Source organism: Halomicrobium zhouii (genome assembly GCF_900114435.1).
In the GTDB taxonomy this organism is placed as follows: domain Archaea; phylum Halobacteriota; class Halobacteria; order Halobacteriales; family Haloarculaceae; genus Halomicrobium; species Halomicrobium zhouii.
On sequence record NZ_FOZK01000002.1, the window covers coordinates 943,608 to 966,587 of the forward strand.

At 66.4% G+C, this 22,980-nt stretch carries 23 protein-coding genes; 13 read left to right on the forward strand and 10 right to left on the reverse strand.

Annotated elements, in window-relative coordinates:
- Positions 1–184: 184 nt before the first annotated feature.
- The 4 genes from BM337_RS11870 (at position 185) to BM337_RS11885 (ending at position 3,680) form a co-directional block, all read left to right on the forward strand.
- Positions 185–2,353 carry an endo-1,4-beta-xylanase gene (locus BM337_RS11870; protein ID WP_089816805.1) on the forward strand — a complete coding sequence of 723 codons (2,169 nt, stop codon included), beginning with the start codon at positions 185–187 and terminating at the stop codon, positions 2,351–2,353.
- Between the two features lie 278 nt (positions 2,354–2,631).
- Positions 2,632–2,820, forward strand: a complete 189-nt coding sequence (locus tag BM337_RS11875) for a DUF7331 family protein (RefSeq protein ID WP_089816806.1) — start codon at positions 2,632–2,634, stop codon at positions 2,818–2,820.
- A gap of 37 nt (positions 2,821–2,857) precedes the next feature.
- Positions 2,858–3,232, forward strand: coding sequence for a DUF7322 domain-containing protein (locus BM337_RS11880; RefSeq protein ID WP_089816807.1), 375 nt, complete (start codon positions 2,858–2,860; stop codon positions 3,230–3,232).
- A 25-nt stretch (positions 3,233–3,257) separates the two neighbouring features.
- Positions 3,258–3,680 carry a DUF7346 family protein gene (locus tag BM337_RS11885; RefSeq protein ID WP_089816808.1) on the forward strand — a complete coding sequence of 141 codons (423 nt, stop codon included), beginning with the start codon at positions 3,258–3,260 and terminating at the stop codon, positions 3,678–3,680.
- A 28-nt stretch (positions 3,681–3,708) separates the two neighbouring features.
- Here the strand turns inward: BM337_RS11885 and rad50 are convergent, their stop codons facing one another.
- From rad50 to BM337_RS11905, 4 genes are all read right to left on the reverse strand, one after another.
- Positions 3,709–6,384 carry a DNA double-strand break repair ATPase Rad50 gene (gene rad50, locus BM337_RS11890; RefSeq protein WP_089816809.1) on the reverse strand — a complete coding sequence of 892 codons (2,676 nt, stop codon included), beginning with the start codon at positions 6,382–6,384 and terminating at the stop codon, positions 3,709–3,711.
- A 43-nt stretch (positions 6,385–6,427) separates the two neighbouring features.
- Positions 6,428–7,807, reverse strand: coding sequence for a DNA double-strand break repair protein Mre11 (gene mre11 / locus BM337_RS11895; protein ID WP_089816810.1), 1,380 nt, complete (start codon positions 7,805–7,807; stop codon positions 6,428–6,430).
- The gene (locus BM337_RS11900) at positions 7,804–8,220 is read right to left on the reverse strand and encodes a DUF7966 family protein (protein WP_177227454.1); all 417 of its coding nucleotides are present in this window, start codon (positions 8,218–8,220) and stop codon (positions 7,804–7,806) included. Before BM337_RS11900 ends, mre11 begins: the two co-directional genes overlap by 4 nt.
- A gap of 75 nt (positions 8,221–8,295) precedes the next feature.
- A complete protein-coding gene (locus tag BM337_RS11905; protein ID WP_089816811.1) occupies positions 8,296–8,565 on the reverse strand; it encodes a winged helix-turn-helix transcriptional regulator in 270 nt (89 codons plus the stop codon).
- 188 nt (positions 8,566–8,753) lie between these two features.
- Here BM337_RS11905 and pan1 point away from each other — a divergent pair, with 188 nt between their 5' ends.
- Both pan1 and BM337_RS21750 read left to right on the forward strand, forming a co-directional pair.
- Complete coding sequence (gene pan1, locus BM337_RS11910) at positions 8,754–9,968, forward strand: proteasome-activating nucleotidase Pan1 (protein WP_089816812.1); 1,215 nt, start codon at positions 8,754–8,756, stop codon at positions 9,966–9,968.
- A gap of 208 nt (positions 9,969–10,176) precedes the next feature.
- The gene (locus BM337_RS21750; RefSeq protein WP_281244899.1) at positions 10,177–10,305 is read left to right on the forward strand and encodes a hypothetical protein; all 129 of its coding nucleotides are present in this window, start codon (positions 10,177–10,179) and stop codon (positions 10,303–10,305) included.
- Positions 10,306–10,323: 18 nt separating this feature from the next.
- Here the strand turns inward: BM337_RS21750 and BM337_RS11915 are convergent, their stop codons facing one another.
- The gene (locus BM337_RS11915; RefSeq protein WP_089816813.1) at positions 10,324–11,079 is read right to left on the reverse strand and encodes an SIMPL domain-containing protein; all 756 of its coding nucleotides are present in this window, start codon (positions 11,077–11,079) and stop codon (positions 10,324–10,326) included.
- A gap of 142 nt (positions 11,080–11,221) precedes the next feature.
- Positions 11,222–11,509: a DUF7111 family protein gene (locus BM337_RS11920; RefSeq protein WP_089816814.1), complete on the reverse strand. Its 288-nt coding sequence runs from the start codon at positions 11,507–11,509 to the stop codon at positions 11,222–11,224.
- A gap of 115 nt (positions 11,510–11,624) precedes the next feature.
- On the opposite strand from BM337_RS11920, the gene BM337_RS11925 reads away from it, so the two are divergent.
- From BM337_RS11925 to BM337_RS11940, 4 genes are read left to right on the forward strand one after another with little or no spacing between them, the layout of a single operon-like run.
- Positions 11,625–13,088 (forward strand): HTTM domain-containing protein, encoded by a 1,464-nt coding sequence (locus BM337_RS11925; protein WP_089816815.1) that lies wholly within the window; start codon positions 11,625–11,627, stop codon positions 13,086–13,088.
- 60 nt (positions 13,089–13,148) lie between these two features.
- Entirely contained in the window at positions 13,149–13,448 is a 300-nt protein-coding gene (locus BM337_RS11930) for a PadR family transcriptional regulator (RefSeq protein ID WP_089816816.1), read from the forward strand.
- A gap of 49 nt (positions 13,449–13,497) precedes the next feature.
- On the forward strand, positions 13,498–13,743 hold the full coding sequence (locus BM337_RS11935) for a hypothetical protein (RefSeq protein WP_089816817.1): 246 nt from the start codon (positions 13,498–13,500) through the stop codon (positions 13,741–13,743).
- Positions 13,744–13,779: 36 nt separating this feature from the next.
- Entirely contained in the window at positions 13,780–13,986 is a 207-nt protein-coding gene (locus BM337_RS11940; protein ID WP_089816818.1) for a hypothetical protein, read from the forward strand.
- A gap of 49 nt (positions 13,987–14,035) precedes the next feature.
- Here BM337_RS11940 and BM337_RS11945 read toward each other — a convergent pair whose 3' ends face one another.
- Both BM337_RS11945 and BM337_RS11950 read right to left on the reverse strand, forming a co-directional pair.
- Entirely contained in the window at positions 14,036–15,178 is a 1,143-nt protein-coding gene (locus tag BM337_RS11945) for an acyl-CoA dehydrogenase (RefSeq protein WP_089816819.1), read from the reverse strand.
- Positions 15,179–15,541: 363 nt separating this feature from the next.
- Entirely contained in the window at positions 15,542–16,408 is an 867-nt protein-coding gene (locus tag BM337_RS11950; RefSeq protein ID WP_089816820.1) for a 3-hydroxyacyl-CoA dehydrogenase family protein, read from the reverse strand.
- Between the two features lie 194 nt (positions 16,409–16,602).
- Here BM337_RS11950 and BM337_RS11955 point away from each other — a divergent pair, with 194 nt between their 5' ends.
- Both BM337_RS11955 and BM337_RS11960 read left to right on the forward strand, forming a co-directional pair.
- Positions 16,603–17,391 carry a class I fructose-bisphosphate aldolase gene (locus BM337_RS11955; protein ID WP_089816821.1) on the forward strand — a complete coding sequence of 263 codons (789 nt, stop codon included), beginning with the start codon at positions 16,603–16,605 and terminating at the stop codon, positions 17,389–17,391.
- Complete coding sequence (locus tag BM337_RS11960; protein ID WP_089816822.1) at positions 17,388–18,287, forward strand: class 1 fructose-bisphosphatase; 900 nt, start codon at positions 17,388–17,390, stop codon at positions 18,285–18,287. The genes BM337_RS11955 and BM337_RS11960 overlap by 4 nt, the downstream gene beginning before the upstream one ends.
- Positions 18,288–18,317: 30 nt before the next feature.
- Here BM337_RS11960 and BM337_RS11965 read toward each other — a convergent pair whose 3' ends face one another.
- Entirely contained in the window at positions 18,318–20,342 is a 2,025-nt protein-coding gene (locus BM337_RS11965) for a PKD domain-containing protein (RefSeq protein WP_089816823.1), read from the reverse strand.
- 118 nt (positions 20,343–20,460) lie between these two features.
- Between BM337_RS11965 and BM337_RS11970 the strand changes: the two genes are divergently transcribed.
- Positions 20,461–22,290: an acyl-CoA carboxylase subunit beta gene (locus BM337_RS11970; RefSeq protein WP_089816824.1), complete on the forward strand. Its 1,830-nt coding sequence runs from the start codon at positions 20,461–20,463 to the stop codon at positions 22,288–22,290.
- Positions 22,291–22,325: 35 nt separating this feature from the next.
- Here BM337_RS11970 and BM337_RS11975 read toward each other — a convergent pair whose 3' ends face one another.
- Positions 22,326–22,934, reverse strand: a complete 609-nt coding sequence (locus tag BM337_RS11975; RefSeq protein ID WP_089816825.1) for a GNAT family N-acetyltransferase — start codon at positions 22,932–22,934, stop codon at positions 22,326–22,328.
- Positions 22,935–22,980 lie beyond the last annotated feature (46 nt).

Genomic DNA, 22,980 nt, shown 5'->3' on the forward strand with positions numbered 1-22,980 from the left:
CCGTCCGCTGACGAAATCACACCCTGTCTGTAAACGATGTTAAACGGTTGCTAAGGCCGATATGGCGGCCGAACACCGGGTACAGGCCGCCGTGGTTAGGAGGTAACTAGCAGACGTCTTGCTATTATTTGAACGATTGTGGCAGATTAAGTAACCGCCACCACTCTGAGCTGAATGGATATTCATGCCAGACGAACGGACAGGGTTCGAGAGCAGGCGGCGAACGTTCCTGAAATCGGTGGGCGCGCTAGGGGTCACGGCGGCCGGCAGTTCGGTCGCCACGGCCCAGGAGTCGACGGAGTCGGCAGACTCGCTCGGCGACTACCACCAGGCGCTCCGGGACGACCTCACGGGTCGCGGGGGGAACAGGACGCTCCCGGCAGGAGAGTACGTCTACGGCACGACTGAGGAGGCGGCACTGGAGGCCTTCTCGCTCGAGGGCGACGGCGAGGAGTCGACTATTTCGGTCGACACCGACGCCGTCCCGATCACGACCGCGGGACGGCTGAACGTCTCCGGTGGCGCAGGTCAGCCCCACGAGGTATCGTATAAAGGGCTCATCGAAGACGCCTCATTCAGCGAGGGTGATCTCCTCCTGGGCGTCGCGTACGTCCGGAGCGATTCCGAACACGCGCAGGCGAAGGCGTCGTTCAAGTACGAGTACACCGACTCGGATGGGGAGACGACCTATAGCGACAGTTTCGTCCAGCGGGGTGCAGAGATGGACCCGACGGGCGAGTGGCTGCGCTACTTCTTCCCCATCGAGGTGGGCGCGAAACCCGACGGGTCGGACCACGTCCCGTTCCTGGAGTTCTGGACGGGCTACGGCGATCAGACGATCGAGTTCGGCGGGCTGGCGCTGATCGACTACAGCGACGACGACGTCGACCTGGGGACGCTGCCGCCCTACGACTACGAGGGCCGGTCGCCAGACGCCGAGTGGCGGGAGGAGGCCCACGAGCGGATCGAGGAACACCGCAAGACCGACCTCGAGGTCGAGGTCCTCGGGCCCGGCGGCCAGCCGATGAATCGCGCTGGCGTCGAGGTCGAGATGCAGGAACACGAGTTCGACTTCGGCAGCGCCGTCTCCGTCAACCACGTCACGGGCGACGAGGAGGACGACGAGACGTACCGTGAAACCTTCCTCGAGTACTTCAACAAGGCCGTCGTCGAGAACGGCCTGAAGTACCCGGCCTGGGAGGGGGGCTGGGACATGTCCCAGGACGACATCAGGTCGACGCTCGACTGGCTGAACGAGCGGGACGTTCCGACTCGCGGCCACTACCTCCTGTGGGAGGAGTACACTACCGACGGCGGCGGTGGCATGTACATCGAGAACGCGGACGAACTCTCGACCGACGAGATCGAAGACCTCGTCGCCGAGAAGATCCGAAACCACGCCGAGACGTTCGACGGCGAGGTCTCCGACTGGGACATGCACAACCACCCCATCTGGCAGAGCAACTTCCGCGACACGGAAGGGCTCGGCTGGGAGGCAGTCGACCGCTGGTGGCAGGTGGCGAACGAGGCCACGGACGACGAACTGTACACCAACGAGATGGGCGCCATCGGCGGTGCGTGGCAGCGGAGCCAGTACCTCGATTACATCGAGCACCTGGTCGAGAACGACTACCCCGTCGACGGGATCGGATTCATGGGCCACCACCAGCAGCAGTGGGGCCAGATGCTCCCCATCACGGGCGACCGGAGCATGGAGGAGGGCTTCGACGCGTTCGCCGACTTCGACCTGCCGCTGCTCATCACCGAGTTCGACATCGAGATTTTCAGTCGCCGCAACGCCCAGGACGTCGCGGTCCAGGCCGACTACACGCGTGACTTCCTCACGATGGCGTTCAGCAAGGAGGCCGTCGAGGGCGTCATGTCCTGGGGCTTCTGGGAGGAAGACCACTGGCGACCGACCGGCGCCTACTTCGATTCGGACTGGACGCTGCGTGAGAACGGCGAAGTCTACAGGGACCTGGTCTTCGACGAGTGGTGGACCCACGAGCGCGGCTGGACCGACCACGACGGCGTCTTCGAGACGCGCGGGTTCAAAGGCGACTACGCCGTCAGGGCCCGGAAGGGCGGACTGACTGGCGAGAAGATCGTGACGGTCGACGACGAGACGGAGACGGTGACGGTCGAACTCTCCCCCGACGACGAAGAGTCGGACGACGAAGAATCGGACGACGACGTGGAGTGCGGACCAGGTCGGGACGACGAACCGGGGAAGGGCCCTGGCTGGAAGGGGAAGAAAGGAAACGGGCACGGAAAGGGGAAGCGAGGTAACGGTCACGGGAAGGGGAAACACGGGAAAAAGCACGGCTGGAAGGAGAACGACGAGCGCACCTGACACGGGAAGAACGCCAGCGAGTGGAACGAAACCGCCCACGACTGGCCGGAGAAGAACGCGAGCCAGTGGGGCGAATCTGACGAGCACGGGTGGAACAAGACGGTGCGGGAGTGGTTCGACGAGACGGGGGACAACGGCGACTGACCGAAATCGCAGCGTACCCCCACCCAGGGACCGTCAGATCCGGCGGGCCGGTTAGGTGGGCCGGTCCTGTCGTCTGAACTACTGGTGCCGGAAAGTATATGGCATGACATCCCATACCACATTCCGACGCCCCAATGTCGAACCACGCACCCAGTGGAGAAACGGACGACGCGATAGAACTGACGTCGGAACCACAGTTGCCCGATGCCATCCAGTCCACGGAGACGTACCAGACCGACGAGGGGACAGTATTCTACGACGCCCAGAATCCGCTTGCGTGGCTCCAGACCGACGCCGCCGTTCGCCTGAGCGACCGGGCGTAGGCGAACGACTTTTGCGGTCCCCCGCCAACGACGACTCGTGAGCCAGTCGGACGACCAGGGTGACGACCGAAACCTCGCCCGCCAGTACGCCGACCGGTACGGCGGATCCGACCTCGACTTCTCGCTTCTCTCCGAGGAAGAGGACGAAGACCTCCCCGGTCCCGGGGCTCCGTCACCGCCGAACCCCGGCGACGCCGACCGGACCGTCAGGGGACTGTTCTGGGTGCTCGTGCTCGTGTTCAACGTCGCCGTCGCCGCGCTGGCCATCGGACCGATGATGATCGCCTTCCAGGGCTGGTGGGACCTCGGGCTACAGGTGACGCTGGTCGGCGTCCTCGCCATGGCGTACGGCCTGTTTCGGTACTACCAGTTCAGAGAGAGTCGCGACGACGACGGGGAGCACAACGGCTAACCCTCCTGGACGGTAATCCTATTCCATGCGAACCGTCCGGGACGCCGACGGCGACCGCTATTTACTCCTGAAGGAGTCCTCGGAGTCGAGCCGCGTCCGCGACCCCGAGACCGGCGAGGAGCGCCACGTCCCGAACGACGAACTCGAACCGGTCGACGGGGAGTCGCCGCTGGAGACGGCTGCGAAGGCCGTTCCCGAGCCCGCCCGCCGCCTCGTCACTGCCGTCCCGGACAAGCGGGCCCTCGGGCTACTCGTCGAAGTCGACGACCGCGGCCCGCTCGACGTCCACGTCCTCCTCGATTCGTACGACCTCTGCGAGAGCGACCTCCACGGGCTGCTCGCGGAGTTTCGCGCCGCCGGGCTCGTCGAGGAGACGGACGTCGCGGGCCGCCGCGGTTACCAGATCACCGACGCGGGCCACGACGCGCTCGCGCGACTGCGGGACTAATCGACCCGTTTGACCGGCGCCCTCGACCCTAGTCGGCCAGTTCGGCGACGACGCCGGTCTCCACGTGTTCGACCGAGGACCGGTTGGTCGTCGAGTCTTTCGCCACCCGCACCAGGTCGTCCGCCGCGCCGACGAGTTCCTCGTCGTGGCTCACGACGACGATCTGTTCGACGCCGACGTCGTCGCGCATGTACTCGATCATGTCGAGTAACTGCGTGACGTGGCCCGAATCGAGGAACACCGTCGGTTCGTCGAGGATGAGCGGCGGCATCGGAGCCGCGCCCTCGATCCCTTCCGCGAGCAGTCGATAGATCGCACAGCGCAGACTAAGGTTGAACAGCGCTCGCTCGCCACCGGAGAGCTGTTCGGGGTCGAGTGCCTCGCCGTCCTTCTGGTAGACGGTCAGCTGATACTCGCCGTCCAGTTCGATGCGGGCGTACGAGTCGTTCTGGTAGACCAGGTCGAACGTCTCGTTGACCATCCGTTCGAGCGTCTCGACGTTGCGCTGGCGGAGCTCTGCCCGCAGGGTGCCGTACATCTCCTGGAGGTCGTCGGCCTCCCCGTACAGCGATTCGAGCCGTTCCAGTGTTTCCGAGAGCTCCTCGCGCCGTTCCCGGAGTCCCTCGAGTTCCTCGATCTCGTTCTCGACGGCGCCGACCTGGCTCTGTAACTCCGACAGGCGCTCTTCGAGTTCCTCTAGCCTCGCGTCGGCCTTCTCGACGTACTCGGTCGCGCGGTCGCGTTCGTTCCGGGCCTGCTCGACCTTCTCGTCGTCGAACTGCCCGGCCAGATCCTGTTTCCGTTCGCGCTTGTCGGCCAGCCGCTCCCGGCGTTCGTCGTTGACCTCGCCCTTCTGGTCGTGCTGTTCGCGCAGACGTTCGATCGCCTCCTCCAGGGTCTCGACCTCGTCGAGCAGGGTCGAAACCCGTTCCAGCCGGTCGATACGCTCCCGTATCTCCTGGCGTTCCTGGTTGCACTCGGCGACGACGTTGCGGCACTCTTCGGCCGATTCCTCGGCCTCGGAGGCGGCCGCACGCTTCTCCTCGGCCGTCGACGCCAGTTCCTCGGCCTCTTCGCGGAGCCGTTCGATGGCCTCCTCGTCGTCACCCAGCCCGGATTCCTTCTCCTCGACGAGCGTCTCGACCGTCTCGCGGTTCGTCTCCAGCTGGTCGAGCTTCGTGGCGGTCTCGGCGAGGGCCTCGGTGCGATCGAACTTCGCTTCCAGTTCGTCGCGCTCCTCGGCGGCAGATTCGAGTTCCGCTTCCAGTTCTGCGATACGCTCTCTGTCTTCCTCGATGGTCTCGACGTGTGGCGAGCCGTCGACGTCCTGACCGCACTCGGGGCACTTCCCCTGGTCCCGGAGTCGCTCGGCCTCCTCGAGAGCCTCGCGCTCGCTCTTCAGCGTCGTCTCCAGCTCCGTGACGGTCTGGCGGGCCTCGTCGAGTTCGCTCGCCACCGCCTCGCGGTGCTCGCTGACCGACGCCCTGTCGGCGGGCGCGTCGTCGAAGTCGCTCGATAACGTCTCGATCTTCTCGTCCAGGGAGTCGAGTTGCGCCCGTTTCTTCTCGATTTCCTCGCGGGTCTCGGCCAGTTCGGTCTCGGTTTCTGCGGCCTCCTCACGCTTCGCGTCGGCGCGCGATTCGAGGTCCTTGGCCTGTTCGCGCAGCGACTCGGCCGTGCTGTTGTGTTCCTGGGCCTCGACGCTCTGTTCTTTGATCCGCTCCTGGAGGTCGTCGTCGGTCGCTTCGAGTTCGTCGACCTTTGCTTCGACAGTCCCGGTGTCGGCTTCCTCGACTTCGCTCTCGGTGACGGCATCCTCCAGTTCGTCGCGCTTTTCGGAGAGTGTCTCGCGCCGGTCGCGGATCCGCTCGTTCAGTTCGTCGCGTTCCTGTTCCGTCTCGGCGATAGAGTCCCGGAGTTCCGCAATCTCATCTTCGAGTTCGTCCAGTTCCGCCCGCTTCTCCTCGTACTCCTCGAGCACCGACTCCGCGTCGTCGCGAGTCTGGACCGCCTGTTCGCGCTGGTCCTCGATGCGCTCTCGCTCCGCGGTGACCTCGTTGACCTGGCCGCCAAGTTCGTTCAGCCGCTCGTGGAGGTCCTTGTCCTCCTTGGCCTCGATCTGTTGATCGAGATTTTCGAGGACGTCTCGCTTTCCGTCTCGGACTCGTTTCACGCCGACGCGGGCGTCGCTGGCGCGCTCGCGGTACTCCTCGAGCTTCCCGAGCTGGAGGAGGTCGTCGAGCATATCCTGGCGCTCGCCGGGCGAGGCGTTGATCAACTTGTTGACCTCGCCCTGGCGGACGTAGGCGCAGTTGACGAACGCCTCGTGGTCCATCCGGAGCAGGTCCGTGACCCGCTGGCGGACGGCGCGCGCGCCCTCGTAGGTCCCCTCCGGCGTCTCGAGGACGGCCTTCGCCGTGACGGCGCGCTCGTCCCGGACGCGGATCCGGCGTTCGACGTGGTAGTCCCCGCCAGCGTGGGTGAACCACAGTTCGACCTCCGCGTCTTCGGCACCGATCGAGACGACGGCTTCGAGCGTCTCGTCCAGCGCTTTCGACCCGTAGAGTGCAAAGAAACAGGCCTCCAGTAACGACGACTTGCCGCTCCCGTTGAGCCCGTGGATGACCGTGACGCCGCGGTCGAGGCGGAGGTCGGCGTCGGCGTAGCACTTGAAGTTCTCGACCCGGACGCGCGTGAAGCGCATCAGGCCTCACCTCCCGTCGGACGGCGGGTCACGGGATTCCGGATCACAGGTACTCCTCCATCGACGACTGGCCGTCACTGGCGTCTGGTTCCGGTCGCGACTCGTTCGGGGAGGCAGAATCGTCGGTCGCAGAGTCTTCCGGCGAACTACCGTCGGTTTCGGTGCCGCCATCTGCCTCCGCGGCCGTCGTGACCTTCTCCGCTGCCGTCGAGGCGCCCGTCTCAGAATCTGTTTCCGGAGCGTCTCCACCCTCGACGACGGCCCCTGCTTCCTCGCCGCCGGGTTCGACTTCCTCACCGGCAGGCTCTGGCGCCGCGTCGAACACCGACAGGTCCTCGTCGGCGACGAGTTCCCGGACGTGTGATTCGACCTCGTCGGCGACGTTCGAGCCGGCGACTTTCGAGGCCCGGATGGTCTCGTCGATGTCCCGGGCGGCCTCGCTGAGGCCCAGTTCGCGCACGCGCTCGCGGACTGCGTCGTCCGGGTCGGCGAAGTTCACCTCGACCTCGCGGTCGTCGGCCAGTTCCCGGTGGTCGGTGACGCGGGCGACGAGGGCTCCTTCATCCAGGGCGAACTCTTCGACGCTGGCGGGCGTGACTGGTTCCCCGTCGCCGTCGACGTGGACGATGACGACGGCGTCGGTCAGGTCGTACTGGCCGACGGCCTCGCGGACGCGAGAGACGCCCTCGTCTTCGGCGAGTTCGACCTCGCAGAAGACGAACTCGCGCGTGTCCAGCCCCCGGCGGCTGATCTGGACGTCGTCGTCGAAGGTGACGATGTTGTACCCCCGGTCCTCCCGTTCGTCCGCGCTCGCGCGCTCGGTCGACCCGCAGTAGGTGAGCCAGGTGTCCGCGACCTGGGCCGTGTCGGGGACGTGGTCGTCCCCGAGCAACATCGCGTCGAAGTCGACGCCGGCCCCGTCCAGGATCTCGGTGGCGTCCCAGTTCCCGTGCTCGAACGGCTGGAACAGGCCGTGGGTCACGAGCGCCGCGAAGTCGGCGTCGTGGTCCTCGAACGAGTACGCGAGATCGTCACGTTTCGACCGCGGGACGAAGTCTAGCCCGTAGAAGGCGGTGTCGCCAATTATCTCGGGGTCGTCGCCAAGTCGCGTGGCGAGGCCGAGCGACTCGAAGAGGTCGAGCCACTGGGCGTCGCGCTTGGCCTCGTGGTTGCCCACCACGGCGAGAAACGGGATGTCCGCGTCGTCGAGGTTCCGCAGCACGTCGAGCGTCCCCATGATGTCCGACAGCGTCGGGCGCCGGTCGTGGAAGAGGTCCCCGGCGTGGACCACCGCGTCGACGTCGTCGGCGACGGCGTCCTCGACGACCTGCCGGAACGCCGCGAGAAAGTCCCGCCGGCGTTCGGGGACGTGGTACTGCTGGTACCCGAGGTGGGTGTCGCCGGTGTGTATCACCCTCGTCATTCGCTCGGGCCTATGTCACCACTTCCTAAAGAGGTTCCGTGACCGGGGTGGAAGTGGTCGGCGTCGCCCCTCTCGTGCTCGTCGCTGCTATCTCCGCTCGCTTCGCTCGTGTCGGTGCCCTCGGCGGCGTCCCTGAACTCACGAAACGCGGCCAGCGCACGCCGGCCGTCCTCGGCACACGCGCTCACGGACTGCTCCGCTTGCTCGACGGCGCGTTCGAGTTCGGAGAGGCCACCGTCCTCGACGAACGCCGCCGCCGCGTCCAGGTCTTCGACGGCGGCGCTCGCGCGTTCGATCGTTTTGCGGTACGTTCCCGGCTGCTCGTCCGGGCCCGAGACATCGACCGTCTCGGACTCAGAATCGGCCGAGTGCGCCAGGTTCGCGAGTGCTCGTCGGACGGCGTCGTCGGACATGAAGCGAGTTGGTGCGTGATCGCTGAAAAAGGTTCGTCGAAGCGAGCAGGGTAGTTGACTCCCGCGGCGGCCCGTTCACTCGATCGTGAGGGTGTAGATGCGCTTGCGTGCGTCTGCGAAAGAGAACCGCGAATCGACGACCCCGACGTCTTCGAGACGGTTCAGCGCGTAGCGGACGGTCCGCGGCGGGAGGAGCGTCTCGTCGGCGAGCTGGCTCTGGGTGAGCGTCCCGTCGTACTCCAGTACTTTCGCGACGAGTTTCGCGCTGGGGGGTAACTCTTGAACGGCGCTCCAGTCGGCCTCGGCTGGCTCCGCGTCGGCAGTGGTCGCCTCGGGTGCACTCATGGTACTCTCTCGTAATGGATACAGCTTAATAATATTTCCCGTTCGAGTTTATGACTGGCGGGAATGATTGGGCAATATTCTCCCGGGCTGGCTCGTTCCTCGTCGGCCTTTCGAACCGGCGATAGCGCAACTGTCGGCCGATGACCCGACCCGAAACCTCATAATGGCTGACCCGCTAGCGAGGGGTAATGACTGACACCGTCGACGACGTGGATATGCCGTACGAGGACGACACGTCGCAACAAGAGAAAATCGAGTCGCTCCAGGAACGGCTCGAGGTGCTGGAGGGGCAAAACGAGGAGATGCGCGACAAGCTCCTCGACGCGAACGCGGAGAACAACAAGTACCAGCAGAAGCTCGAACGACTCACTCACGAGAACAAGAAGCTCAAGCAGTCGCCGCTGTTCGTCGCCACCGTCCAGGAGATGACCGACGACGGCGTCGTCATCAAGCAACACGGCAACAACCAGGAGGCCCTGACCGAGGTCACCGACGAGCTCCGCTCGGAGCTCGAACCGGACAGCCGCGTCGCCGTCAACAACTCCCTCTCTATCGTGAAGTCTCTCGACGACGAGACGGACGTGCGCGCCCGGGTCATGCAGGTCGACCAGAGTCCCGAGGTCACCTACGCCGACATCGGTGGCATCGAGGAGCAGATGGACGAGGTCCGCGAGACCGTCGAGATGCCGCTGGAACACCCCGAGATGTTCGAGGACGTCGGCATCGACCCGCCGTCGGGTGTCCTCCTCCACGGCCCGCCGGGCACCGGCAAGACGATGCTCGCGAAGGCCGTCGCCAACGAGACTGACGCGACGTTCATCAAGATGGCCGGCTCCGAACTCGTCCACAAGTTCATCGGCGAGGGCTCGAAACTCGTCCGCGACCTGTTCGAACTCGCCCGCCAGCACGAACCCGCCGTCATCTTCATCGACGAGATCGACGCCATCGCCGCCAAGCGAACCGACTCCAAGACCTCCGGCGACGCCGAGGTCCAGCGGACGATGATGCAGCTGCTCTCGGAGATGGACGGCTTCGACGAGCGCGGTGAAATCAGGATCATCGCCGCCACCAACCGCTTCGACATGCTCGACCGGGCCATCCTCCGGCCCGGCCGCTTCGACCGCCTCATCGAGGTGCCCAAGCCCGACTACGAGGGCCGCGTCCAGATCTTCAAGATCCACACGCGCAACATGAACCTCTCCGACGACGTCGACTTCGAGGTGCTCGCCGACGAGGCCGGCGAAGTCTCCGGCGCCGACGTCAAGGCCATCACCACCGAGGCCGGGATGTTCGCCATCCGCGACGACCGCACCGAGGTCCAGATGGACGACTTCCGGAACGCCTGGGAGAAGATCGAGGCCGAAGAAGAGGAAGACGAGGACGTCTCGAAGACTTTCGCCTGAGCCTTTTTCTTCGTCGGGTTTCCTCGCGCGCTCGAAGAGCGCGCTGCGGGAACCACTCCTCGAAAAACGTTCGCGAAAAAGTCCTTCTGGCTCGCTCCGCTCGCCAGAAGTGAAACTGCGCCTCACTCCGTTCGGCGCAGTATGCTTACAGCGACCGCATGCTCTCACTGGGACTCACAACTAAGAGGCCTCGCTCGCAATTCCAGATATGCCCACCCTCGCCGACCAGTTCGACCATCCGACGTGGCTGACGGCCGCCGCGACGGCCGCCGGCTACGGACTGATCTTGCTCGTCCTGTTCGTCCTGCTGTTTCTCGTTCCCTACGCGCTGATCTGAAACGGGAGCCGCTCGTCCCTAGCTGGTCGCGTTGTAGGTCACCTGCACGGTCGCCTGAACGGTGACCGGGCCGCCGTCTATCTGGGTGCCCGAGGATTCGAGCGCGGCGACGTCCTGCGTGGCGTATGGCTGCGGACCCTCGGAACTCGTCGAAATCGAACTGACGCCGGTTATTCGGACGTCTTCGGTCGCGGCGAGCGTCTCTGCCTGTGTTCGTGCGCTTCCCATCGCTTCTTCGAGCGCCTGGTTCCGGAGGTCGGCCTGGGACTCCTCGGAGAGCGTGAACTCGACGTTGCGGACGCCCGTGGCCCCGCTGGCGACGGCGACGTCGACGAGTTCGCCGACGCGGCTGGTGTTCGTCACGTCGACGGCGATCCCCTGCTGGGCGACGTACCGCGTCTGGTTGGGCGGCTGCTCGGGTCCACCGCGTTCGGACTCGTCGTAGAGGTTGTAATCGGTCGTCCGGATCTGGTCCTCCGAGATGCCCGCGTCGAGGAGGGCGCTCCGGAGTCGCGAGGTGTTGGCGGCGAGGCGGTCCGTGGCGGTCTGGGGCTCCTCGGCGGTCGCGGCCGATTCGAGGTGGAGGACCGCGACGTCCGGTTCCGCCTGGACGTCGCCGGAAGCCGAGACGGAGATAGTCGTCGCGGATCCGGTCGCGTTGCCCGCCTGGGCGGTCTGTGCCTGGGGTTCCGGTGCGACCGCGACTGCCGTCATCGTCCCCGCGAGGAGGACGACGAAGACGACGCTGATCGCCGATCGGTGCGCTGATCCCATACCTGTCCGTCCGCTGGATCGGGTTTTGTTATGCGGCTTCAATTCCGGAGAGCCGGTTCTCGCGTTCGGAAGCCCCTTCGGAGATAGCAGGGGCGTAGCGGTAAGCCGAATCTACGCGTCCGATTCCCGTCGCTGGAGCCTCCTACATCCCCATGTCGCTGGCGGCATCGGGGACCGGTAGTGCCGTCGGGTCGACGCCGAGAAGTTCGCCGGCGTGGTCCAGCGCCATGTCGAAGCCGTAGTAGCGTTCGAGTTCGTCGCCGTCGGCGGTCGGTCGCACCTTGAGCATTGCGTATCCATCGCGGTTCTGCGCGATGGCGGCGGTGCCCGTCGCGCCGTCGCCCTCGCCCTCGAACGCCAGGATGCGCTCGGTGTCGGTCTCGTAGTAGCGGGCCGTCACGCCGTTCGCACTCGCCTCCGCGTCGGTCATTGCGAGGGAGTTCGACGCCGGGGGAGTGAAAGCTGTCGGTCCGCGGTCGACGACCCGACGCAGGAGTAGAAGACTTTTCACCCGACGTGGGCAGGTACCATCCGAGAAGGTTCCCGTGACCGAACGAACGACTGACGGTTCGTCGACGCTCGCCCGGGTTCGCGACGGCCTCGAGCGCCGGTTCGGCGTCGACCCCAGATCGCTGGCCGCGTTGCGTATCGCGCTCGGGACGCTGCTGTTACTCGACCTCGCCCTGCGAGCGCGCGACCTGGCGACCTTCTACAGCGACGTCGGCGTGTTCCCGCGGTCGGCCCTGGCCCACCACTATCCGGCCATGGGGTCGCTGTCAGTCCACGCCATCACCGGTGAGGTCTGGGTGCAGGGCGTCCTGTTCCTGGTGGCCGCGGCGTTCGCGACGGCGCTGCTCGTCGGCTATCGGACCCGCCTCGCCACGCTGGCGTCCCTCGTGTTGCTCGTCTCCCTGCACGCCCGCAACCCGATGGTCCTCAACGCCGGCGACGTGCTGTTCCGCAGGCTGCTGTTCTGGGGACTCTTCCTCCCCCTCGGTGCCAGGTGGGCGGTCGACGTCGACACCGCGGCCACCGGCGACGCTGGCGATGATGGCCGCGACTGGATAGCGACCGTCGCCACCGCGGCGTTGCTGGTGCAGGTGGTGCTGGTGTACTTCGCCAACGTCGCGTTCAAACTCCGGACCGACGTCTGGCTCCAGGGGGACGCTATCCGGTACGTGTTCGAACTGGACCGGTTCACGGTCGGTCTGGCGTCCTCCGTCGCGCAGTACCCGAGGCTGCTCGAACTGGCCGCGCTGGGGTGGTTCGCGCTGCTCTGTATCTCGCCGCTGCTCCTCGTCGTCACCGGCCGGGCCCGCCTCCTGCTGGTCTCGCTGTTCGCCTCGGGACACCTCGGCATGTTTCTGACGATGGACCTGGGTATTTTCCCGCTCGTCTCCCTCACAGCGTTACTTCCCTTCCTCCCGCCGTCTGTGTGGGACCGGGTCGAAGCGGCCACCGAACCGGTGCGGATGCGCCTCTGGACTGGCTTCCCTTCGGTCGACCCCCGTCGTGTGGAACTCCCCGTCGGACAGCGAGCCAGAACAGCGCGCTCGGTGTTTCTGGCTGGATTGCTGGCGTCGATGCTCCTCCTCAACGCTGTCGCCGTCGGACTCGTCGACGCCCCGGCGGGGACACCGGAGGCCGTGGAGGACCGATCCTGGAACATGTTCGGGAATCCGCCGGAGTCGGAGAGCTGGTACGTCGCGTACGCGACGCTCGACTCGGGGCGAAACGTGTCCGGGCACGTCTCGGCGGCACGCTGGGGCGGGCCAACGGACGGTCGCGACAGGTATCCACGAGGACGCTGGCGGAAGTTCACCTCGAACGTCGACAGGGGCGACGAGGACCAGTTAGTGGCAGCGCTCGGGCGGGACGTCTGTCGTCGCTGGTCCGCCAGCGGTGACCAGCAGGTTCGCGCCGTCACGCTCGAACGCGTGGACGAGGAGTCCGTGCTGGATGGCCCGGACCGGCGCACGAGTACCGTCGTCTGGCGTGGCGACTGCTGAGGTGGGCACCGGCCGACAGGAAGCGCAAGGAACTACTGGCCCTGCTACCTTCGCTCGTGCATGACCAGGTGGCTCCAGAGCGGGCGGCGGCGAGATGTGTGCGTCTTCCTCGCCGACGAGGGCGAACTCACTGGACAGAAGCTCAAGACCCATCTCGAACGCCACTACGACACACGCATCGACCCGAAGAGTTTCTACGGCGCGCTCTCGGCGCTGGTCGATTCGGGGTTCGTCGAGAAGCACGAGGACGGCATCGCGGACGTGTACTCACTCACCGAGGCGGGCGAACGTCGCGTGCACGAACACTACGAATGGATGCGTGAGCATCTGGATGGGGACCGCGAGCACCCGGACGGGTAGAGCGAGCGGCCGACGAATGACTTTTCACGGGGCTCCGTGACGGACGGCCATGGGACGGAGACGGGCGGCTATCTACGGCATCCTCGACGCGACGCCGTTCGCTATCGGTCTGGCTATCGCCGTGTGGAGCGTCGGCGAGATGTTCGCACCGGGTCGATTGCTACTCATTGCGCTCCTCCTCGGCGCCGGCGTCGGGTCGCTCCTGGCGACGCTCAGCGCGAGTCGGTACGTCGCAGACGGGACGCGGCTCTGGCTGATCAGGGCAGCCCTCGACACGGTGCTCTGGTGGTCCTGACCGGAGGTTTATAAGAAAGAGCGGACCAGCCGGCCTATGCGAATCGTAACTCCACTCGACCGACTTCTCCAGCTGGGGGGTGATGGCGTGACGATGCTGTTCTGGTTGCTGGCCGTCGCTGGCGCGCTCGCGTTCGTGCTCACCGACCTCCCGGAAGCACTCTCCATGGGAATGGCCGGGACCGGGACGACGATGTACTGGCTCCGCTTCCGGAACATCACAGTCGCAGAACTCCTCACGTAGATCCGGTCCCGGTCCGTACCCACCGGTGGGAACGACGGGGACGTGGCCGTCACTCCAGCAACTGGTCGGCAATGGTGTTCCGCAGGACTTCGCTCGTCCCCTCGTAGATTTCGTTGAGCTTCGCGTCGCGGTAGAACCGTTCTGCCGGGAAGTCCTTCGTGTAGCCGTAGCCGCCGTGGATCTGGATGCCCTCGTTGGCGACCTCGCGGGAGATCTCCGAGGCGTAGAGCTTGGCCTGGGCGGCCTCCTTCACGAAGTCTTCGTCGCGCATCTTCAGGTCTGCGGCCCGGTGCATCAGCATGCGCGCGGCCTGGAGCTTCGTGTCCATGTCGGCCAGTTTGTGCTGGATGGCCTGGAAGTCGGAGATGGGCTGGTCGAACTGCTCGCGCTCCTGGGCGTACTCCAGCGCCGCGTCGAGGGCGGCCTGCGCGATGCCGACGCCGCGCGCGGCGATGGTGATCCGCCCGCCGTTGAGCGTCTTGAGCGCGTGGACGAACCCCCGACCCTCCTCGCCGAGGCGGCGGTCCGCCGGGAGTCGCATCTCGTCGAATCGCAGCTCCGCCGTCGGACACCCCTTGTCACCGAGTTTGTGCTCGGTCCCCTCGACGTGGAACCCCTCGTCCTCGTCCGGCCGGACGACGAACGACGAAATGCCCCTGTTCCCCGCTTCGGGGTCCGTCTTGGCGAAGAGGACGACTGTGTCCGCGACGGAGCCGTTGGATATCCAGAGTTTGCCGCCGTTGACGACGTACTCGTCCCCGTCTCGCTCTGCGGTGGTCTCCATCGCCGGCACGTCGCTCCCCGCGCCAGCCTCGGAGAGGGCGAAGGCCCCGACCTCCTCGCCGTCGGCCAGCGGGACGAGGTACTCCTCTTTCTGATCCTCGTCGCCGAACTCGTCGATCATGTTACAGGCCAGCGAGATGTGGGCGGCGACGATGGTCCCGAGGCCGCCGCTGCCTCGCGATATCTCTTCGAGCGCCATGGCGTAGGCGTGGTAGTCCAGCCCCGCGCCGCCGTACTCCTCTGAAATTGGCATCCCCAGTAGCCCGAGATCGGCCATCTGGTCGACGAGGTCCTGTGGGAACTCGTCTGTCTCGTCGATGTCGCTCGCGCGCGGAACGACCTCTTCGTCGACGAACTCCGCGACCATCTCCCGGATCTGTCGCTGTTCCTGCGTCGGCGCGAAATCCATGCTAGCAGGTATCGTGGGACGGGCCTTGATTGTTCGCCCATGATCTGTGGAAAGCGGGCTAGAAACTGACGGAATCGGCGAGAACTACAACCAGAAAGCCCCGGCCGTCTCACCTCCCGCGGCTCGCTGTCGTCCGAGAATCGAAGATTCTCGTGATGACGAAAGACGGCGCGCCGTCTTTCGAACCACGCGCGCTCACTCCGTTCGCGTGCTTCCTTCGCCGGGGTTCGGTGAGACGGCCGCCCCTTTCAATCCCACCCGCATCTCCGATTAACCAGCCGACTCAGGGTGGGACTGAAACGGTCGGGGCTTTCTGGTTGTCGTTTGACGGTACGACGTTCCCGGTACCGAATCCGCTCGAATTCACTCCTGGTCGTACTCGTAGAACCCTTGGCCGGTCTTCTTGCCGAGGTCGCCTGCCTCCACCTTCCGTTTCAACAGGTAGGCGGGCTTGTACCGGTCGCCCAGTTCATCGTGGAGCGTCTCGGAGGCGTGGAGGCAGACGTCGAGGCCGACGTGGTCCGCGAGTTCCAGGGGCCCCATCGGGACGTTGGTCCCGAGTTTCAGTCCGCGGTCGATATCGTCCTTCGTGGCGACTCCCTCGTCGAGGGCGCGGATTCCCTCGTTGATCCAGGGCATCAGCACCCGATTTACCACGAACCCGGGCTTGTCGTCGGACTCCCAGGTCTCCTTGTCGAGGGACTCGGCGAACTCGTGGGCAGTCCGGAGCGCCTCTGCACTCGTCTTCTCGCCGTCCACGACTTCGACGCCGGGCATTATCGGGACGGGGTTCATGAAGTGGAGGCCGACGACCTGTGCCGGACGGTCGGTGGCCTCGGCGATGCTCGTTATCGAGAGCGTGCTGGTGTTGGTCGCCAGGATGGCCCCGTCGCCACAGACGTCGTCGAGGTCCGCGAACACCTTGCGCTTGACGTCCATCGATTCGACGACGGCCTCGATGGCCAGATCGGCGTCGCCCAGGTTCGCGGTTTCCGTCGACCCGTCGATGCGGTCCAGTGCGGCGTCGGCCTCCTCGCGCGTCAGGTCGTCCCTGCCGACCAGTCGGTCCAGGCTGTCGTCGATGCGGTCGAAACCGGCGTCGACGAGGTCCGATTCGACGTCGACCATCGTCACGTCGTAGCCGGCCGTCGCGGCGACCTGTGCGATGCCGGCGCCCATCGTCCCCGCGCCGACGACGCCGACCGTCTGGATACTGACGATCTCACTCATGCGAGAATGGTCGCCCGCCTGTCGTATAGAGGTGCCGTCGAGCGAGCACGCAGATCGGTCGCGTGAATTGCTACCACGAGACCCGCTCCGTCCGGGGATATTGGCAATTCCTGCCTCGCCGAACGCGGATTGACTCGCTTCGTAGTAAATGTCAGTAACAAAATACTTGGTCGGTCGCCGAGAACCGACACCTGATGCGGCCCATCGACGACACTCCACTGGCTCGGGACGGCAAAGTGCTGATTCTCGCGTACGACCACGGCATGGAACACGGCCCGGTCGACTTCGAGGAGCGCCCGGAGAGCGCTGACCCGGAGTCCATCTTCCGGACGGCGACCCACGACGCGGTCACCGCACTGGCGGTCCAGAAGGGACCCGCGGAGGCGTACTACCCCTCCTACGAGGACGACGTGACGCTACTGGCGAAGCTCAACGGCACCTCCAACATGTGGATGGGCGAGCCGGACTCGTCCGTCACGTGCTCCGTCGAGTACGCGGCCACCCAGCTGGAGGCCGACGCCATCGGCTTCACGGTGTACCCCGGCTCGAACAAGGAGACGGAGATGGTCGAGGAGTTCCGCGAAGCCCAGGAGGCGGCCCGGGACTACGACATGCCCGTCGTGCTGTGGTCCTACCCGCGCGGTCAGGGACTCAAGAACGACACCAAGGAGAGCACCATCGCCTACGCGGCCCGACTCGGGCTGGAACTCGGCGCCGACGTGACGAAGGTCAAGTACCCCGGTAGCCGCCAGGGGATGGAACAGGCGGTTCAGATGGCCGGCAAGTCGAAGGTCATCATGAGCGGCGGCTCCAAGGTGTCCGACGAGGCGTTCCTGGACAGCGTCCGCGCGGTGATGGACGCCGGCGGCGCCGGCCTCGCGGTCGGGCGCAACGTCTGGCAGCGTCAGGACCCCGAGAGCCTGCTCGACTCGCTCGAACGCGTCATCTATAAGGACGATACCGTCGACGCTGCACTTCGATGAACGGCTCGCTCGACGTGTCCAGCGACGAAACGAATTCGACCGTCGACGCCGTCGTCGAGACCATCGCCGAGACGGCGCCCGAGGTCCGGACGGCCATCGCCGAGTACCGACAGTACACGGCGGACTCCAACGCGACCGGCGACCAGCAACTGGCCGCCGACGTCCGTGCCGACGAACTGTTCGAGGAGCGACTGCTGGCCATCGACGGCGTCGCGAGCTACGCAAGCGAGGAGCGCGAGGACGTCGTCACCCAGGACCGCGACGACGTTGCCACTGACGAGGGCGATCTCCACGTCGCGATGGACCCGCTCGACGGCTCGTCGAACCTCAAGCCCAACAGCGGGATGGGTACGATATTCGGTGTCTACGAGACCCAGCCACCGACGGTCGGTCGCGACCTCGTCGCCGCGGGGTACGTCATCTATGGCCCCGTCACGAGCATGGTCGTCGCCCGCGACGGGAGCGTCACGGAGTACCTCCTCCACGACGGCGAGTCCCGCGTCGTCGACGACGACGTCACCATCTCCGACGACCCGACGGTGTACGGCTTCGGCGGCGGCGAACCCAGTTGGACCGACGCGTTCACCGAGTTCGCCGACGACGTCCGCGAGGAACTCAAGCTCCGCTACGGCGGCGCGATGATCGCCGACATCAGCCAGGTGCTCACCTACGGCGGCATCTTCGCGTACCCCGCGCTCCGCGACGCCCCCGAGGGCAAACTGCGCCTCCAGTTCGAGGGCCAGCCGATGGGCTACGTCGTCGAGACCGCCGGCGGTCGCTCCTCGAACGGCGAGCAGTCGCTGCTGGACGTCGAACCCGACGAACTCCACGAGCGCACGCCGCTCTACGTCGGGAACTCCGACCTCGTCGACCGGCTCGAAGCGGCACTCGACTGATTCTCGACCGCGCCGGTGCGCACGTTTCGGTCAGTATCCCAGGTAGATAGCCAGGGCCTTGAGCACGCCGTAGGTGCCGACGACGAGACCGACGATCCCTGTGAGAACCGTCCCGACCAGCCCGTCGGGCCAGAGGGCCAGCGGGTTCGGTATCGGGACGTCGAATCCCCCTCCGTCGCCACTGTTCTCGCTCCCGTTGGCCTCCTCGCCGGTATCGTTGCCGTCGTTCGAGAGCAGGCCGCCCCCGCTTTCTTCGGTGGGCGTCTCGTCTCGCGTGACCACTCGAAGGTCGCCAGCGACGGTGCCGTTCACGCTGACGGTCCCGTTGCTGACGGCGCGCGTGGCGAAGGACACCGACCTCGTCTCGCCCGCGTCGACCGTCACTCGCCGCGTGTCGACGACCCGGGACCCGACTGACAGGCCAGCGAGGAAGGAGCCCCGCTCGATTCCGTCGTTCGCGAGCGTCACTTCGACGACGACGTACTCGCCGAGGGGGACCGAGTCGCGGACGAGGCGTGCGTCGGCGACGCGAATGTCGCCTCCGTCACCCCCGTCGCTCGCTTCCCAGTCTCGCTCCGCCCCCGACGCGCCGACGACGAACGTCGACAGTCCGGGGGACTCGGCCTCGTAGACGACCGTCGACTTCGTCGCGCGGACCACTTCGGTGGGGAGTTCGGTCCAGTTCCCGTCGTCACGGTACAGCGCGACGTCGGAGTAGGAGATGCCGGCCCGGGAGAGCCGCGAGGCGGAGACGGAGAAGCGGAACGTCGGATCGCGGACGGTCTCGTTCCCGTGGTCGATGGAGACTACCGTGAGCGCCTCGCGCCCCGTTCCGTCCTCGAAACCGGGAGCCGTGGCGTTGCCACAGACGTTCAGGCGAAGCGTCTCGTCGGTCGGGAGCGTGACGCGGAGCGAGCGCACCGTCACGTCGTCGTCACCCACGAGGCGGCCGTACTCGTCGGTGATCCGGACGCGTTCCTCGGTCCGGTTCGAACTCACCACGACGAGGCGACGGGCGCTGTCGTTCGTCGCCGTGACGCCGACGCCGCGCTTGCTCGGCGCGTCGTGGACCGTCACCGACCAGTTCGCCGTGTCCGCGTTACCGCCTTCGTCGGCGACGGTCAGGCCCACCCGGTGGGTCCCTGGCTCGTCGAAGGCGTGTTCGAAGCCGCTCCCGTTGGCCAAAGTCTCGCCGTCGACGGTCCACTCGTAGTCGACGACGCCGACGTTGTCGGTGCTGGCCGACCCGTCGAAGCGGGCGCGGTCACCCGCTTCGACGTGGCTGGGGCCGTCGATTTCTGTGGTCGGCGCCGTCGCGTCGCGGACGAACGTCTCCGCCGTGGTGAGATTGACGAAGAGGCCTGATTCGTCCTCGAGCGAGGTCACCTCGACGGTGTAGACCCCGTCTTCGGGAAAGTGGACGGTCCGCACGTGGGGGACGCCGAAGACGTTGTCGTCGACGGCGCGGAAGTCGGCCCTGGTCAGGTTCGCCGACGTCGGGCCGCGGATCTCGACGTCGAGCCCGGTCAGCGGTTCGTTCGACCGGGCGACGATCTTCGCCGCCGACTCGTTGACACGTTTGAGTCTGAACTCCCGGAGGAAGGGGAGCCGGCTGTCCATGCCGGTGACGGTGACCGAGTCGCTGGCGAGCGCGTTCCCGGCGGCGTCGGTGACGGCACCGTCGGCGGGGCTCCGGACGGTGACCGTGTCGGTGTTGACACCGGATTCGAGGAAGAGCTTCACCGTCGCGTTCGACCCGCTCTCGGTGACGTTGATCGACGCGAGGTCGCCGTCGCTGAGCGAGAAGTCCTCGACGTCGATGGACGCTTCGTCGACGTCGGTATCGTCCGCGACGGTGACCTGCATCGTCGTGGCGTTGACCCGCTCTCCCCCGGCCAGTGTCGGCGGAGTGTCGTCCGACTCCTGGGCGAGGGCCGAGGTCGCCAGTAGTAGCGAGAGTACCAGCACCGCGACGATGGCCAGGACGGCGGCCCGCGCTCGCCACCGCTCGCTGGGCGAGGCGGACGGCGCCGCTGGCGAGGACGAGGCGTTCACTACCGGTCCAGTTTCCCGCCCCGGAGCATCAATAACCCGGCGCGATTACAACTGGTGATAACCGGGAGCGGTCGCGGCGGGGACAAACGTTGTTACAGCCCCGTCCGTGGTACGTGGTATGAAGGTCCACATCGCGGCCGGCGCGAGCGAGGACGAGGCGTCGGCCATCGCCGCCGCGGTCGCGGAACACGTCGGCGAGACGGTCGAGGTGTTCGTCGGCGACGCCGAGGAACCCGCCGTCGTCCACGACGCCGATGCTGCCCCCGCGACCGACGGGCACGCGTCCGGTCCGGGCGACGTGTCGGACGATGCCGAGGAGGACCTCGGGCCGACCGACCGCGAGCGCCGACTGCTTGAGGAGATCGCCGACGTCCACCGCGGCGGCCCGGAGAAGTACCGTGACCGGTTGAGCGAGCAAGGGAAGCTGTTCGTCCGCGACCGCCTCGACCTGTGGTTCGGTGGCGACGGGGCCGGGGGAAACGGGCCCGACGGAGAAGACGGCGACGACGGCGTCCGCTTCGAGGACGGGACGTTCGCCAACTTCGACGCCTGGCACGAGGACTCTCCGGACGTGGACGAGGCGGACCCGGACACCCGGCTGCCGGCCGACGGCCTGCTGACCGGCGCGGCCACCTTCGAGGGCAGGGACCTGTTCTTCATGGCCAACGACTTCACCGTCAAGGCCGGGTCGATGGCCGAGAAGGGCGTCGAGAAGTTCCTCCGGATGCAACAGCGGGCGCTCAAGACCGGCAAACCGGTCCTCTACCTGATGGACTCCTCCGGCGGGCGCATCGACCAGCAGCGGGGCTTCTTCGCCAACCGCGAGGGCATCGGGAAGTACTACTACAACCACTCGATGCTGTCCGGGCGCGTGCCACAGATCTGCGTCCTCTACGGGCCCTGCATCGCCGGCGCGGCCTACACGCCCGTCTTCGCCGATTTCACGGTGATGGTGAAGGGGATGTCGGCGATGGCCATCGCCAGCCCGCGGATGGTCGAGATGGTCACGGGTGAAGAAATCGACCTGGACGAACTGGGCGGCCCCGGGGTTCACGCCCGCCACTCCGGGAGCGCCGACCTGGTCGCCGAGGACGAGGAGCACGCCCGCGAACTGGTGGCACAGCTGATCTCTTATCTCCCGGACAGCGCCGGCGACTCGCCGCCCCAGACCGAGGGCACCGAGCCCGAGAAACCACCCGCCGGCATCGACTCCGTCATCCCCGAGGCGCCCAACAGGGGGTACGACGTCCGGCGCGTGATCGACCGGGTGGTCGACGCGGGCTCCGTCCTCGAACTCCGGCCGGAGTACGGGCGAGAGATCCTCACCGCGTTCGCCCGCATCGACGGTCGCCCGGTCGGCATCGTCGCCAACCAGCCGAACCAGCGCGCCGGCGCCATCTTCCCCGACGCCGCGGAGAAAGCCGCCCAGTTCGTCTGGACCTGCGACGCCTACGACGTCCCCCTGCTGTACCTCTGTGACACTCCCGGATTCATGGCCGGTTCACAGGTCGAAAAGGAGGGCATCCTCGAACAGGGCAAGAAGATGATCTACGCGACGTCGTCGGCCACGGTCCCGAAGCAGTGCGTCGTCCTCCGGAAGGCCTACGGCGCCGGCATCTACGCCATGTCCGGGCCGGCCTACGACCCGGAGGCGACGCTCGGTCTTCCTTCGGGAGAGATCGCCATCATGGGCCCCGAGGCGGCCATTAACGCCGTCTACGCGAACAAGCTGGACGGCATCGAGGACGAAGCGGAGCGCGAACGGCGGGCACAGGAACTCCGCGAGGCGTATCGCGAGGACATCGACGTCCACCGGATGGCCAGCGAGGTGGTCATCGACGAGGTCGTCCCGCCGAGCGACCTGCGAGCCCAGCTCGCGGCCCGCTTCGAGTTCTACGAGACCGTCGAGAAGGACCTGCCCGAGAAGAAACACGGGACCGTCATCTGAGTGAGAATCGCCGTCGGCCACAGCAACTGACGGCGCTACTCGCCGTCCGTCGCCGCCTCGTATTCCTCGCGGGTGACGCTGTAGCGACGGACGTCGGCGGGTTCGTCGCCGTAGACGAGTTCGTTCCGGAACAGGCCCTCGTAGGTCCCGCCGTGGGCCTCGACGTACTTCTCGATGGCGCGCCGCGACTGCTCGTTGTCCACGTGGCAGGTGACGCCGACGACCTCCAGGTCGAGTCGCTCGAAGGCGAGTTCGAACAGCGCCGCCGCGCGCTCTCCGGAGTAGCTCCGGCCCCAGAACCGCTTGCGTAGCCACACGCCGAGCGTGCCGCGACGGCGCTCCCAGTCGACGTCGAGGGCGGCGCCGCCGGCGATCTCACCGGCGCCCGCCTCGCCCTCGGCCGGCCGGATCAGGTACGCTGCGCCCTCGCCGTCCTCACGATCGGCGGTGACTGTCTCGATGAACTCCAGGGAGTCCTTTGGCGTCTGGTGGGGGTTCCACGTGAGATACCGAGTTATCTCGTCGATGGCCGGTTCGTGGTGCGAGGCGATTTCGTAGAGTGTTAGCGGGTCGATGGTTTCCGCAGTCAGCGCATCGAGTTCCAGGCGGTCGGTTTCGAGCCGCTCCGGGAAGAGGTCGCCCATGGTTCGACGTCGGGAGACTGGCTCTTAACGCTACTCAGGCCGTGCC

What these genes read in the sequence shown, in the direction of transcription:
- BM337_RS11945 (WP_089816819.1), bottom strand. Translation starts at nt 15,178, where the DNA reads ATGGATTTCGCGCCGACGCAGGAACAGCGACAGATCCGGGAGATGGTC.
- BM337_RS11975 (WP_089816825.1), bottom strand. Translation starts at nt 22,934, where the DNA reads ATGGGCGACCTCTTCCCGGAGCGGCTCGAAACCGACCGCCTGGAACTC.
- BM337_RS11950 (WP_089816820.1), bottom strand. Translation starts at nt 16,408, where the DNA reads ATGAGTGAGATCGTCAGTATCCAGACGGTCGGCGTCGTCGGCGCGGGG.
- BM337_RS11915 (WP_089816813.1), bottom strand. Translation starts at nt 11,079, where the DNA reads ATGGGATCAGCGCACCGATCGGCGATCAGCGTCGTCTTCGTCGTCCTC.
- BM337_RS21750 (WP_281244899.1), top strand. Translation starts at nt 10,177, where the DNA reads ATGCCCACCCTCGCCGACCAGTTCGACCATCCGACGTGGCTGACGGCC.
- BM337_RS11960 (WP_089816822.1), top strand. Translation starts at nt 17,388, where the DNA reads ATGAACGGCTCGCTCGACGTGTCCAGCGACGAAACGAATTCGACCGTC.
- BM337_RS11930 (WP_089816816.1), top strand. Translation starts at nt 13,149, where the DNA reads ATGACCAGGTGGCTCCAGAGCGGGCGGCGGCGAGATGTGTGCGTCTTC.
- BM337_RS11955 (WP_089816821.1), top strand. Translation starts at nt 16,603, where the DNA reads ATGCGGCCCATCGACGACACTCCACTGGCTCGGGACGGCAAAGTGCTG.
- BM337_RS11970 (WP_089816824.1), top strand. Translation starts at nt 20,461, where the DNA reads ATGAAGGTCCACATCGCGGCCGGCGCGAGCGAGGACGAGGCGTCGGCC.
- BM337_RS11905 (WP_089816811.1), bottom strand. Translation starts at nt 8,565, where the DNA reads ATGAGTGCACCCGAGGCGACCACTGCCGACGCGGAGCCAGCCGAGGCC.
- BM337_RS11885 (WP_089816808.1), top strand. Translation starts at nt 3,258, where the DNA reads ATGCGAACCGTCCGGGACGCCGACGGCGACCGCTATTTACTCCTGAAG.
- mre11 (WP_089816810.1), bottom strand. Translation starts at nt 7,807, where the DNA reads ATGACGAGGGTGATACACACCGGCGACACCCACCTCGGGTACCAGCAG.
- BM337_RS11920 (WP_089816814.1), bottom strand. Translation starts at nt 11,509, where the DNA reads ATGACCGACGCGGAGGCGAGTGCGAACGGCGTGACGGCCCGCTACTAC.
- BM337_RS11875 (WP_089816806.1), top strand. Translation starts at nt 2,632, where the DNA reads ATGTCGAACCACGCACCCAGTGGAGAAACGGACGACGCGATAGAACTG.
- pan1 (WP_089816812.1), top strand. Translation starts at nt 8,754, where the DNA reads ATGACTGACACCGTCGACGACGTGGATATGCCGTACGAGGACGACACG.
- BM337_RS11870 (WP_089816805.1), top strand. Translation starts at nt 185, where the DNA reads ATGCCAGACGAACGGACAGGGTTCGAGAGCAGGCGGCGAACGTTCCTG.
- BM337_RS11900 (WP_177227454.1), bottom strand. Translation starts at nt 8,220, where the DNA reads ATGTCCGACGACGCCGTCCGACGAGCACTCGCGAACCTGGCGCACTCG.
- BM337_RS11940 (WP_089816818.1), top strand. Translation starts at nt 13,780, where the DNA reads ATGCGAATCGTAACTCCACTCGACCGACTTCTCCAGCTGGGGGGTGAT.
- BM337_RS11935 (WP_089816817.1), top strand. Translation starts at nt 13,498, where the DNA reads ATGGGACGGAGACGGGCGGCTATCTACGGCATCCTCGACGCGACGCCG.
- rad50 (WP_089816809.1), bottom strand. Translation starts at nt 6,384, where the DNA reads ATGCGCTTCACGCGCGTCCGGGTCGAGAACTTCAAGTGCTACGCCGAC.